General features: G+C 68.5%; 14 protein-coding genes. All 14 read right to left on the bottom strand.

Annotated features, from left to right (window positions below; translation table 11 throughout):
* Positions 1-4: 4 nt before the first annotated feature.
* Positions 5-331, bottom strand: coding sequence for a hypothetical protein (locus ACZ7OI_RS46370; RefSeq protein ID WP_470270492.1), 327 nt, complete (start codon positions 329-331; stop codon positions 5-7).
* A gap of 11 nt (positions 332-342) precedes the next feature.
* Positions 343-876 (bottom strand): phage baseplate assembly protein V, encoded by a 534-nt coding sequence (locus tag ACZ7OI_RS46365; protein ID WP_470270491.1) that lies wholly within the window; start codon positions 874-876, stop codon positions 343-345.
* Positions 873-1,994, bottom strand: a complete 1,122-nt coding sequence (locus ACZ7OI_RS46360) for a hypothetical protein (RefSeq protein ID WP_470270490.1) — start codon at positions 1,992-1,994, stop codon at positions 873-875. Before ACZ7OI_RS46360 ends, ACZ7OI_RS46365 begins: the two co-directional genes overlap by 4 nt.
* Positions 1,987-2,301 (bottom strand): LysM peptidoglycan-binding domain-containing protein, encoded by a 315-nt coding sequence (locus tag ACZ7OI_RS46355; RefSeq protein WP_470270489.1) that lies wholly within the window; start codon positions 2,299-2,301, stop codon positions 1,987-1,989. Before ACZ7OI_RS46355 ends, ACZ7OI_RS46360 begins: the two co-directional genes overlap by 8 nt.
* A 10-nt stretch (positions 2,302-2,311) precedes the next feature.
* Positions 2,312-2,968, bottom strand: a complete 657-nt coding sequence (locus tag ACZ7OI_RS46350; protein ID WP_470270488.1) for a hypothetical protein — start codon at positions 2,966-2,968, stop codon at positions 2,312-2,314.
* A gap of 78 nt (positions 2,969-3,046) precedes the next feature.
* The gene (locus ACZ7OI_RS46345; RefSeq protein WP_470270487.1) at positions 3,047-3,274 is read right to left on the bottom strand and encodes a hypothetical protein; all 228 of its coding nucleotides are present in this window, start codon (positions 3,272-3,274) and stop codon (positions 3,047-3,049) included.
* A complete protein-coding gene (locus ACZ7OI_RS46340; RefSeq protein WP_470270486.1) occupies positions 3,271-5,085 on the bottom strand; it encodes an ATP-binding protein in 1,815 nt (604 codons plus the stop codon). The genes ACZ7OI_RS46345 and ACZ7OI_RS46340 overlap by 4 nt, the downstream gene beginning before the upstream one ends.
* Positions 5,082-6,317: a Pvc16 family protein gene (locus ACZ7OI_RS46335; RefSeq protein ID WP_470270485.1), complete on the bottom strand. Its 1,236-nt coding sequence runs from the start codon at positions 6,315-6,317 to the stop codon at positions 5,082-5,084. Before ACZ7OI_RS46335 ends, ACZ7OI_RS46340 begins: the two co-directional genes overlap by 4 nt.
* Complete coding sequence (locus tag ACZ7OI_RS46330) at positions 6,314-7,183, bottom strand: hypothetical protein (protein ID WP_470270484.1); 870 nt, start codon at positions 7,181-7,183, stop codon at positions 6,314-6,316. Before ACZ7OI_RS46330 ends, ACZ7OI_RS46335 begins: the two co-directional genes overlap by 4 nt.
* Complete coding sequence (locus tag ACZ7OI_RS46325) at positions 7,180-7,860, bottom strand: hypothetical protein (RefSeq protein ID WP_470270483.1); 681 nt, start codon at positions 7,858-7,860, stop codon at positions 7,180-7,182. Before ACZ7OI_RS46325 ends, ACZ7OI_RS46330 begins: the two co-directional genes overlap by 4 nt.
* Positions 7,857-8,378, bottom strand: coding sequence for a phage tail protein (locus ACZ7OI_RS46320; protein ID WP_470270482.1), 522 nt, complete (start codon positions 8,376-8,378; stop codon positions 7,857-7,859). The genes ACZ7OI_RS46325 and ACZ7OI_RS46320 overlap by 4 nt, the downstream gene beginning before the upstream one ends.
* Positions 8,379-8,393: 15 nt before the next feature.
* Positions 8,394-10,028 carry a phage tail sheath family protein gene (locus tag ACZ7OI_RS46315; protein ID WP_470270481.1) on the bottom strand — a complete coding sequence of 545 codons (1,635 nt, stop codon included), beginning with the start codon at positions 10,026-10,028 and terminating at the stop codon, positions 8,394-8,396.
* Between the two features lie 55 nt (positions 10,029-10,083).
* Positions 10,084-10,299, bottom strand: a complete 216-nt coding sequence (locus tag ACZ7OI_RS46310) for a hypothetical protein (RefSeq protein ID WP_470270480.1) — start codon at positions 10,297-10,299, stop codon at positions 10,084-10,086.
* 44 nt (positions 10,300-10,343) lie between these two features.
* Positions 10,344-10,913: an AfsR/SARP family transcriptional regulator gene (locus tag ACZ7OI_RS46305; RefSeq protein ID WP_470270479.1), complete on the bottom strand. Its 570-nt coding sequence runs from the start codon at positions 10,911-10,913 to the stop codon at positions 10,344-10,346.
* Positions 10,914-11,572 lie beyond the last annotated feature (659 nt).

Genomic DNA, 11,572 nt, shown 5'->3' with positions numbered 1-11,572 from the left:
GTGGTCACCTCCCCGTGACAAACTGTTGCATGACAAGCACTATCGGCGGACCGGGCGAAAGCGATCCGAGACAGGTTCCGCCTCCCTGTCCGGCCGGAGGCAGTTGCGTGAGCACCGGAGTCCCGCCCGCCAGCAGCGACGAAATGTTCGTCCACTGCACCGTCGCGCACGGCGGAGTCAGCGCGCATCCGGCGACGATCAGCTGGTCTTTCGTGGTGAGCACGGGCATTCCGTTCACCAGCGCCGCGGGCGGTCCGGCCGGGATCGCGGTCACCGCGCCGCCGTGCGGACAGGTCATCGTCATTCCGACGTGGAGCACAAAGCCCGGCATGCCCGCACCCCCTAGTTCGGAACGACGAAGGTGCCGTTGTTGATGACGACCGACGTTCCGGCGAGCCGGATCGAGGCGAGGCCGGGACCGCAGGACAGTTCGATCCCGGTCTCGTTCAGCTTCACGTACGGCCCGGACGGCCCCATGATCTGCAGCTGGATGCCGCCGGTCGGCCCTGGCTGCTGGGTGATCAGCAGGTAGTTCTGCGGAGGCAGGCCGACCGTGGTCAGCGGCGTCCCGATGACGACCTGCGGCACGCCGGGCGGAATGCTCGACGCGATCGGCGGCCCTTCCTCGGCCACGTCGCGCCGGAATCCGGTCCACACCGCGCGGCCGATGTCCCCGCCCTGGAACTCGACCCACACCCCGGACCCGATCAGCGGCACCACGTTCATGCCCGGCGTCGCGGTGCACGCCCGTGCCCAGATCGCGTTGTCGCCCAGCACGTCGCCGACCCGCACGAGCAGCCGGTCGAGCCCTAGCGGGTCTACATTGGACACCACCTCGCCCTGGTAGGTGCCGTCGAACCGCGTTTCCTCGGTCATGCGCTCACCTGCTGGGAGAAGGGGACGAAACCGTCCCTGGCCAGGCCGAAACTCTGCTTGTACTCGCCGCGTTTGATCTCATGGGTGACCCGGTTGACGTAGTAGAGGCCGTCGTACGCGAGCCCCGCGCCGCGCACCCCGACCAGCGCGCGTGCCTTGAGCACGTGGCCGTACCGGAGCACGTCGAGCTTTCCCTGTCCGGTCACCGCGTCGGCGGCTTTCGCGGTTTTGCTGAGGCCGCGCAACAAGATCTCCGTCGTGGACCGGCCGGCCAGATCTGGCAACGGCTGCTCCTGCAGGGCCACCGCGGGACGAGCGGCCAGCGGCGGCCGCAGCAACGCGATGTCCGGCACCGGAATGGAGAAGCCGATCTTCGTGTGGGGCTCGGTGATCCGGATCGTGTACTGCTTCCCGGACATTCCGTCGAAACTGAACGACAGGGATTCCACATTGGTCGCCGTCCCGGAATCGACGGTGAGCGCGGGCTGCACGACCCCGGCCCGGATTTCCGGACCCCAGTACCCGATGCTCGCACCCGGCACCGGCCCCGGGATCAGGTAGAACGAATACCCCGCCTGCCGCGCCAGTTCCCGGAGATAGCTGAGATCGCTGCCGGACTGGCCGTCGATTTTCGACTGCGGCGGCTCCGGTTCCCACAGCAGCACCGGCGCCGGCGCGGGCACGACGCCGTACATCGCGTACTTCGCCAGGATCTTCAGCACCCGCACCTGCAGCGGCATCCCGGGAAAAGTCTCCCGCTCGTACCGCAGGTCCATCAGCGCGGTGAGGTCCTCGCCGGTCACCGTGAGCCGCGACTCGCCGGGACCCGCGCCCGGGCTCATCTCGTGCCGGGTGATCACGCCGTCCATCAGCACGTCCGCCGAGCCGCCGACGATCGCCGAGAGCACGACCCGCGCGGGCGGATCGAGCAGCCCGGACGGCAGCAACGCCGTGGTGAGGACCGATTTCCGGCTCACCGCGAACGTCAGCTGGAACCCGCTGCGCTCGCCCGCGGACGAGGTCACCTGCACGGACTGCAATGCGTCGATCAGTTCGCGGGGCACCGGCGCGGCGAGGACCCGGCCGGCCATCAACTGCAGCTGAAAGCTCTTACCCACCAGTCCCTCCCGCCGGAATCCCGGGCGGCAGCGTGATCCGCAGCCGGCGGCCCGGCTCCGCAGTCAGCGCGTCCGGATCCATCGCCCGGTTCGCGTCGGCGATCCGCCAGTACTGCTCGGCGTCGCCGAACACGTCGCCCGCGATGCGGTCGAGCCGGTCCCGGGGTTTGACCACGCGCTCGCCGATCTGCGCGAGCTGCTCAGGCTGTGGCAGCAACCGCCGCTGGACGAAGCGGACCGAGCGACCGTCCGGAAGGTCGCACACCGCGGTAGGCAGGCCGTAGTAACGACTGGTCGCGGAGAACATCAAGCACCTCCTAGACGGTCGGCACGCCGACGTCGGTCACCGGGTTGTTGACGCGATCGGCGAAGCGTTCTTTCTGCTGGAGATACGTCAAGTACAGCGTTCCGCCCTTGGCGCGCGCTCCCGGATCGCCGGGATGCGGGTAGCCGAGATCGTCCACAGTGAGCACCCGGACGGTGACGCTGACCTTGGCCCGGATCGGATTGAGCGCGGCGTCGAACGCTTCCTCGGCCACGCTGAAGTCCGTGATTCGTACCGGTAGCACACGTTTAGGCCCAAGCACGAGCACCGTCAGCGGTGCCTCGACCGGCACGATTTCCAGCTGTCCTCGTCCAGCCAGCAGATCTTCGTTTTGCAGCTGGGCGTACGTCGGCGAAAGGCTTTTCTCGAGTGCGCACAGCACCGGGAACAATCCGTCGGGGAATTTGTCAGGTGCCGCGGTAGCGTCGAACTCGGCCTCGAACCGGTACGACTCGTGCGAAGGCCCCTTGAGCCGCAACGCTTCCAGCCGGTCGCCCGGTTCACCGCCGAGGCCCTGCACCTGCAGGGTGCGAGTGAGCGTGTCCGGGTTGTACTGGAACGGAATCGTCTTCGACGCCCGCCCGCTGTCCGGATCCACCAGCACGAACCCGCCCCGGACGGGATTCAGGCTCTGCGGAAAGGTGGTCATCGTCGTAGTCCTCCCCAGCGAACGGCGGAACGCCTTGCCTCAAAGCGTGCCGGGACCGCGTCACCGAGCCGTCACCATTCAGTCAGCCACCTCGCGGATGCCGCGGTGAATCGCGCGGGCGATCGCCTCCGCGAGCGTGCCGTCCGACAACTCCGCCACCACGACCCGACGCCGCGACGCCCGCCAACCCCGACGCGGCGCGGCGGCCATCTGACGAACCAACTCCGCCCGCACCGCGTCCCGAAGCCGACCAGGCTCCTCGGCCAGCCCGGTCAGCACCAGCCGATCGATCCGGATCGAGATCACCGCCGGAAATCTCGTTCCGGCACCGGAAGTTCAAGCTTCCGGAACTCAGTACGCGCGGCGGCCAGCACAGTCTCCATCCGGATCGGCGACCCGGCCGCCGCCGCCAGGAAGGCCGCGTTGAGCGCGATGTTGCGGATCATCGCACCGCTCGTCTGCAGCTGCGCCAACCGGCCGAAATCGATCCCCTCGCACGGAGCACGCGTCGGAAACGCCTTCTGCCACATGATCTTCCGCTCGACCGGCCCGGGAAAGGCGAACTCGACCACGAACCTCAGCCGGCGCATGAACGCGGTGTCCAACGCCGAGCGCATGTTGGTCGCGAGGATCGCCAGTCCGCGGTGCGCTTCCATCCGCTGCAACAGGTAGTCGACCTCGATGGTGGCGTACCGGTCGTGTGCGTCCCGGACCTCGCCGCGTTTGCCGAACAGCGATTCCGCCTCGTCGAAGAACAGGATCGCGCCCTCGGCGGCGTCGAACAGCTTCCGCAGGTTCTTCTCCGTCTCCCCGATGTACTTGCTGACCACTGTGGACAGATCGATCCGGTACAGGTCCAGCGCCAGCCGGTTCGCGAGCACCTCGGCCGCCATCGTCTTGCCGGTTCCGGTCGGTCCGGCGAACAGCACGCTCAAGCCGGCCCCGCGTTCGCCGAAACCCCACGTCTCGTGCACCGTCGTGCGCTGGCCCACCTGGTCGGCGATCTCGCCGAGCAACCGGCGGGACTGTTCCGGCAGCACGAGATCGTCCCAGCCCGCGGCGGATTCGAGCCGTTGCGCGCGTCCGTCCAGCCTCGGCCGGGTGCGGACCCGGCATTCCTGCCACACCTTCTCCGGATCGGCTCCGGCGACCGCGGTCACCGCCGCGATGCCCGGCAGGTCGAGCGCGAACTGTGCGGCCAGCGCATCGATCACCGGCTGCTCGCTCCCGAGCGCTTCCCGCCACGCCAGCGCCCGTTCCGCCGGCGTCGGCGGGCCGACCTCGATCGACCGGAGCCCCGGCCCGCCTTCCCGCACGGCCAGCACCGCAGGCCCGGTGATCCGGTCGAGAAACCGGGAACCGTCCGCGTCGTCGGCTTCGAGGTACAACGCCAGCGGCAGCAGCGCGGCCTCGCGCTGCCAGCTCCGGGCCAGAAGATCCAGCTCGACCGGCTGCGTAGGCAGCGAGGCCGCTTCAAGTCGGTACGCCGCCAGCCCGGAGATCTCCGCCGCGTGCGCGGTGACCTGTCGTTTGGCGGCCTCGTCGGCACCGGTGAGCTGAACCGGACCAGCGAGCGCCCACTGACTGGCGACTTCCTCGGCCACCCTTCGCTGCGAAGCCGACAGCTCGGTGAGAGCCAGTGGCGTGACCAGCGGACTCAGCCGGCCGTCAAGAGTGTTGAGCCCCTTCAGATAGTTGACCGCACGCTCGGCGGCCCGCAGCGGCGCGGACACCACGCCATGCCCGGCGACACCCTCGATGAGCTGCCAATACCGCAGACCGCCTTGCGGCGACACGGCTTCCCACGCCGGGTCCGGCAGTACGCGAAGAGCCAACCCGAACGTCGGACAGGCCAGGTGCGGGTTGCCGTGTGCCTCGGCGCAAAGCCCGGCGATCGACGGATCCAGCTCGACCGCCGCGCACAGCAGCAAGGTGTCCCGCTCGAACCGGGACAGCCCGAGCCGCGCCGCCAGTACCGTCAGCGCGGGCGGCGGGTCGATCGCCTCGGCTTCCTCGACAGCGGCGGTCGAGATCTCTTCGCCGGGGTGTCGCAGCGCCTCCCGCAACCACGCCAGCGACGCGGCGAGGAAGCGTCCGTTCGCCGCCTCCCAGGTCATGAGATCGTCACCGTCTGAGTGGCGTCGAACACCGGCTTCGGCCCGGTGCGGTCGACCAGCAGACTGTCCACGCCGCCGATCCGGAGCCGCGCGAGATGCGTGCCCACCGGCGCGTCCGGGACGTCGAAGGTCAGGTCCGCGCCGGTCACCGGGTCCTCGGGCTGGGCCGCGACCGCGCGCCGCTCCAGCACCGATCGCGACCCGAGGACCAGCAGCACCGGCTGCCCGGTCCGCACCGGAGGACGGCAGACCAGCCGGACCACCGCGGCGGTGCCGTCGCGGTGCACGGTCATCGGCATCGCGCTGGTGATCTCCGGCGCGACCGCGAGCGAAACCTCGTTCGTCGCCGTCGTGCCGGACGCCACCGCCACCGACCACAGACCAGCCGGAAACGCCTGCGGCGGCCCCGTCAGCTCAAACCGGACCTCGGCCGCGCTGCCCGGCACGACCGGAATCGAAACCGGCCCGGGGAGCAGCGGATGCGACAACCGGACCTCGTTCGCCTGGTCGAGATTCGCGCCCCGCAGAACGACGCGCCCGCCGAGCTTGGCCGACGCCTGTTCGTGCTCGAGACCGTCGGCGCCGACCGCGACCGGCACGGCGGCGGTGAGCTGCGGGTACGGCGATTCGACGCTGGCAGCCGCTTCCGGCCCCCGGTCCTGCGCACCCCGGCGCAACACCGGCACCGACGTGCGCGGAGGGCGGCGGCTGTCGATGAACACCGGCCCGGCCTCGAACGCGACAGTGAGCCGGTAGCTGGTCTGGAACGCCGACCAGAGCGAGTAGATGTCCTTCTCCTCGAAGGATTGCCAGGTGAGCCGAACCAGTTCGGACTGCTCCGAGACGTCGCTGGGCGACTGCACCTGCCTCAGCCGCGCACGGCTGAGGTGCGGGTGTTCGTGCAGCGTCCGCAGCGCACCGCCGAGCATCCGGTGCGCGATGGTGTCCGCGCCGCCCGGGACGTACGCGGTGAGCAGGTAGTGCAGGACGAGCGGCAACTGCGGATCGCCGTGCTCGCCGGGTCGCAGCCCCACGGGATCCTCGTTGCGCAGCGCCTCGTCGATGTCGATTTGGTACAGGAACAGGTTCAGCTGCGGATCGCCGCTCGGCCCCGGCGTCTCGTGCGGCGGCCGCGCTTCGACCTTCGCGCCGCTCTCGACCTCGCGCGCGCCTTCGAGGACCAACTGGACCAGCGCCTCGGTCACGGCCTCGATCGCGTTGGCGTCACTCATCCCCGCTCCCGGAGGTAGTCGTCCAGGCTCAGCAACGGTTTCCGTTCCTTCGGCGGTTTCGGCGGTTTCGGCGCCGCCGCCGGGTCCGGACGGGCGACGACCTCGACCCGGCCGATGCTGATGTGCACGTCCGGTTCGGCCGGTGCTTTCTGCCGCCGGATCACCAAAGGCTGTTGCAGTTGCTGCTGAGGCGGCGGTCCCGGTTCCGGCCGAGGGCGCGCGACTGGATGCGCCCGGACCGGTTCAGCCGCCCGTACCCGCGCGGGCCGGTCTGGGCCTGGAGGCACCGGGACGGTTTCTCGCTCCGGCGCGGTGACTGGCTGCGGTACCGTCTCTCGCTGCAGGTGTTGGGTCTGCACTTCGCGTTCCAGCAACGATTCTGTGACCTGCTCCGAGTTGAAGACGGTCGCGCGCTCGGTGTGTGTCCGAGATTCGACAACGTTTTCTCGGACCACCTCGCCCGGTTCGCTTGGCTCCGGAGTCGGCACCTCATGGAAGTGTTCGACCAGGTGCGTCGGCCGCACCGAGGTTTCCCGGCTTCGCTCGACGGGTTCCGGTGGTGGCACCCGGGTTTCATGGATGCTTTCGACTCGCTCCGTGTGCGACACTTCGCGCTCGCGGACGCGCTCGACTGGCTCCGGAAGCGTCGCCAAGGTCTCCCGGATAATCCGCCCCAGGCTCGGAACCTCGCGGACGCGTTCGGTTTCCTGTGTCACCAAGGGATTCGGGTCCGATGTGGTGAACGTGCCCATCGGCAAATCGGGCTCCGCCCCGACCGGGCTGACGGGTTCGAACAACGTCGGCACGAGCGGCCGGATCGGCGGCGCGTCGATCCGGCCCAGCAACCGGTCCACGAAATCGTTCATGCCCCAGTCCCCGCGAGTTCCAGATAGCGTCGGCGCCGCCCGGGGCTCACCGCCAGCACTTCCGCCTCCGACCAGCCATAGGCGAGCGCCAGCGCGTGCACGTCATACAACAGCCGCCGCGCGCGAGCTTCCAGTTCAGTCCACAGATAACCCGCGATGTCGAAGGGCGAAGCCCACCGATGACCGCACACCGCACAGTCCAGGTCAATCCGAACGTCAGCCCGCGGATCAGCCGCGGCAAGCGCGGACGGCAACGCGGCGAGCACCGCGTCCGACAGTTCGCCGGCCCGTACGGCAACCACACACCGTTCGAGCAACGCCCGTCTACTGTGGACTTCCAGCAGATCCCGGCTCGTCACCGCACGGAACTCGACCTCGTACCCGTCGACAGCCACGACCCTCGACGCGTCCACTTGCGACGGACGCAGATCCCGGCTCGACAGTTCCAGCTCAAGTTCCCCGTCGCACGAAGGACAGCTCACCAGGCACGGAAACGCGGTCCCGAAGCACCGTTCCCGCAGGGCCAGCAGGAACTCGTCCCGCCGGCCCACCGCGAGATCGCCGACCTCAGCCGCCTCCGCACCACCGGCGACCGCCAGCGCGAGCGCCCGCTGTACCGCGTCCAGACCGTGCGCCACCTCCCATACGTCGAGAAGGTTCGCTTCGGTGAACATCACGCCGGATCTTCGAAGAACGTCTCCTGCGGCTCCGGAACCTCCTCGGCGACCCACCCCTCGTTCTCGACCTTGATGTGCTGCACGGCGACCGCGTTGGCATTGGAGTCCAAATCGGACACCGGCTGCCATTCCGAGACCCAGCAGTTGAAGACCTGATAGGACAGTACTTTCTGGCCGCCCTCGTCGAAGACGTCGACGATGAGGTCGCGGCGGAAGTCCTTGAGCGAGGTCTCCAGTCCCTGCCCGGAGTTGGCGAAACTCCACACCCGGTTCGCCCACTGCGCGAACACCTTGTCCGCGGTGACGCCGCGTTCGAGAGTGATCGCGTCGTATTCGGTGCGGCCGGGGAGTTTCGCGCTGGTCGCCGGATCGCCGCCGGACCGGTGCTTGATCACCTCGGTGCTCCGCTTGAATCCGGTGATCTTGCTGACCCCGAGCAGATAGTCGCCGCCGGCGAACTTCACCCGGAACCGGAAGTTCTTGTACGGATCGCGCCGCTTCGTCTTGCTGTCGGACATGACGTCTTCCTCCTGCTACACCTGGATCTGGCCGGCGAGCTGCTGGATGTGGATGAGCACGAACTCGGCGGGCTTCAGCGGGGCGAACCCGACCAGGATGTTGACGATGCCGCGGTCGATGTCGTTCTGCGGATTGTTCGTCGCGTCGCATTTCACGAGATAGGCGTCCTTCGGCGTACGGCCTTGGAACGCGCCTTGCCGGAACAGGGTGTTCATGAACGCGCCGACGTTGAGCCGGATCGACGACCACAGCGGTTCGTCGTTCGGCTCGAACACGACCCACTGCGTGCCGCGGAAAAGGCTTTCCTCGATGAAGAGCGCCAATCGCCGCACCGGAAGGTATTTCCACTGACTCGCGAGCACGTCCGCGCCGCGTTGAGTGCGCGCGCCCCAGATCACATTCCCCACCGAAGGCATGCCGCGCAGGCAATTGACGCCGAGCGGGTTGAGCACGCCGTTCTGCAAGTCGGTCAGCGGCACGGTGAGGCCGCTGATGCCGCTCAACGTCGCCTCGGTTCCCGCCGGAGCCTTCCAGACACCCCGCTGGACGTCCGTGCGCGCCCACGTTCCCGCGATCATCCCGCACGGAGGGAACTCGCGAACCTTGTTCTCCTGCTTGGGATCCGACTGCTTGACCCGGGGGAAATACAGTGCCGCGTTGCGCGCGCTGTCGTCGTTCAGCACGAAGTTGAAGTTCTTCACCGCACTGGCCGCGTCATTCGCCGTGAGCCACTTCGGATCCGGGTCCACGATCAGCATCGCCCGGCGGTCCAGGCACAGCTTGAGCGCCTTGGTCAGTATCTGCGCCGGGCCGCCGATCAGCCCCGGCGCACCGGGCAGGCAGAGCATGTTGAAGATGTCGGTCTTGAGCAACGCGTAAATGCCGCTCTGCTGTCCCGGATCGCCGAGGAAATCCTCGGCTCTCGGCGTCGGACCGTCGTCTCCGTGGTCTGCGGCGGTGTACCAGACGCCGTTCTTCTTGTCGTCGCCGAACGGGTCCTGGCCTTCTTCCAACCCGGCGGAACTGTGCGCGTCCGGCCGGTTCCCGGCATGCTCCACCGACGCGATCAATCCCGAGGACGAGATGACATTCCCCAGCGAGCGCGGGGAATTCTGGTCGATGCTGACGTTGAGATACTGCTCGGTGACCTTGCTCTTCGCATCGCGGATCGTCAGGTTGTACAGCTGGTGATTGTCGTCCTTGACGGTGTTGTAGTCGACCCGCGCCAGCAGCGTTCCGTTGGCCCAGGCCCCCTCTCCGCGCGCGTGCAGGGTCGGCCCGTTCGGCAAGGCGATCGTCGCGGCGAGGGCTGTGCGGGGCGGCGTGGTGTCCTCGGCCTCCGGCTGACCCGTGCCCGCCGGCGGAGTGGACGTCGGGGGCGGAGTTCCGTACACCCGAACGATTTCCGCTTCGCTGCCGCCGTTCTGGTAGAACTGCCAGACCGCGTAGCTGAGGTCGCTCGCCGGGTCGAGGCCGCCGAATTGCTGTTCGTAGTCCTCCCAGCTCGTGATGTGCACCGCCACGTTCGCGACGCCGCGCGGTGCGGTGCCGACGAAAGCCGCGACCGAGGTGGGCACCCCGGTGATGGTCCGAACCGCGCTCGGCAGTTCGTCGATATAGACACCCGGAAAGGTGGGCGTGATGGGCATGGCCGTCTCCCTCCGCGGCTTTCTCGGCCGTGGTCGTGAGCGTGCACTGGTTCCGTCACCGCGGCGTCACGTCGCCGTCGCCGGCGCCGATCCGGCTCAGCCAGCGGTCCACCGACGCGAGAACCTGTTCGCGGGTCGTGAGAACCTCCGACGTCGTCGCGTCGGTGCGCACGTCCGCGGTGGTCGTGATGCGGACCCGCAGCTGTCCTTCGGACGTGCACCACGCCCGAAGGACGTGCAGCGCGATTCGCTCCGGGTCCGCACCTGCCATACGGTGCAGTACAACGGTTCCCCGTCACCGCACCGTCACCCGGATCAAGCGAGCAACGCCCGCACGCCCGGGCTGGGCCGCACGCCGAGTTCGGTGTGCAGCAGTTCCGCCAAGGCGCGATAAGCCCGCACCGCTTCGCCGCGGTTCCCTTCGAGAAGGTGAACGCGGATCAGGCAGCGGTGCGCGCTTTCCCGCAGCGGTTCGGCGTCGACCGCGGTGAGCGCGGCGTCGATCGCCTCGGAGAACCGGCCCGCCTCGCCGAGCCGTCCGGCCAGGCATTCCAGCGCGTGCAAGCGAAGCTGCCGCCACCGCTCGCGGAAGACGAACAGCCAGTCGTCGTACCAGTCCGGCAGCAAATCGGTCGACAGCAAGCCGATCACCAGTTCGCTGTCTTCGGGAAGCTCCCCGCCGGCGGACGCGAGAGAACGCGCCAGACTCGACGCTGCTTGTACATCGACGGCCGCGGTATCGGCGAGCGACAGCCGCTCAGCGGTCGCCTGCACCAGATCCCGATGCACCCGGCCGATCCGCCACAACGTGGTGCGGAGGCTCGCCGCACCGTGTTCCTCCGACGAGTCCGCCCACAACACATGCGCGACTTCAGCCCGCCGCACAGGCCGGTCTCGAAGCGCTAGGTAAGTCACTAACCTTTGAGCCGCACGGGAAAGCGGCCTCGCGTCAGCCGCGCCTCCCACCGCGAAGGCCGGCAACATCTGCACGACAAGCACCGACGCCGTTCCAGTCCCCTCCCGCGATTCGTAGTCCACCGTTTTCGTCCGCGAACCGACCATCCGAACCGACACCCCCTCGATCCACGGCAGCCTCCCCCGCGAGCACTGCCGGTCGTACTCCGATGGTCGTGACCGCCCCGCCGCCGCGCCATCCGTGCTACCACGTAACTTCGCTGGTCCCGCAGAAAGGAAAGGAACTGAAGATAGGTGCGCTGGTTGAACGCGTTGGCGGGCCAGATCTCATCACCCGGCCGCAGCGCCGCACCAGCCATTCGGCGGTACCGCGAACCCCACCCCCGCGAGCAGTTTCACCACGACGTTGACGCTTCCGCCCGCATACGCGCCGGAAAGTTTTCCCGCCCGGCCAGCCGGACCGAGCCGGAGCGCCACCGCTGACCGTTCGAACTGATGGCCTGCCGCCGGTCCACCGCCACGCCGCTGCTGGACCACGCGCGCCAGCTCACGCGCGAGGAATCGCTTGCCGGACGTCCCAGCGCGGGCACCCGGACGTGCTGCTCCATCGAGAACCCTCCCGATCACTG

Source organism: Amycolatopsis sp. NPDC114503, from assembly GCF_055633655.1.
The sequence above is the reverse complement of the archived record's forward strand: the minus strand, read 5'-3'. Positions and strand labels throughout refer to the sequence as shown.

Excerpts from the sequence above, each read along its gene's own strand:
- ACZ7OI_RS46370 (WP_470270492.1), bottom strand. The coding sequence starts at position 331 with ATGCCGGGCTTTGTGCTCCACGTCGGAATGACGATGACCTGTCCGCAC.
- ACZ7OI_RS46365 (WP_470270491.1), bottom strand. The coding sequence starts at position 876 with ATGACCGAGGAAACGCGGTTCGACGGCACCTACCAGGGCGAGGTGGTG.
- ACZ7OI_RS46355 (WP_470270489.1), bottom strand. The coding sequence starts at position 2,301 with ATGTTCTCCGCGACCAGTCGTTACTACGGCCTGCCTACCGCGGTGTGC.
- ACZ7OI_RS46350 (WP_470270488.1), bottom strand. The coding sequence starts at position 2,968 with ATGACCACCTTTCCGCAGAGCCTGAATCCCGTCCGGGGCGGGTTCGTG.
- ACZ7OI_RS46340 (WP_470270486.1), bottom strand. The coding sequence starts at position 5,085 with ATGACCTGGGAGGCGGCGAACGGACGCTTCCTCGCCGCGTCGCTGGCG.
- ACZ7OI_RS46335 (WP_470270485.1), bottom strand. The coding sequence starts at position 6,317 with ATGAGTGACGCCAACGCGATCGAGGCCGTGACCGAGGCGCTGGTCCAG.
- ACZ7OI_RS46330 (WP_470270484.1), bottom strand. The coding sequence starts at position 7,183 with ATGAACGATTTCGTGGACCGGTTGCTGGGCCGGATCGACGCGCCGCCG.
- ACZ7OI_RS46320 (WP_470270482.1), bottom strand. The coding sequence starts at position 8,378 with ATGTCCGACAGCAAGACGAAGCGGCGCGATCCGTACAAGAACTTCCGG.
- ACZ7OI_RS46315 (WP_470270481.1), bottom strand. The coding sequence starts at position 10,028 with ATGCCCATCACGCCCACCTTTCCGGGTGTCTATATCGACGAACTGCCG.
- ACZ7OI_RS46310 (WP_470270480.1), bottom strand. The coding sequence starts at position 10,299 with ATGGCAGGTGCGGACCCGGAGCGAATCGCGCTGCACGTCCTTCGGGCG.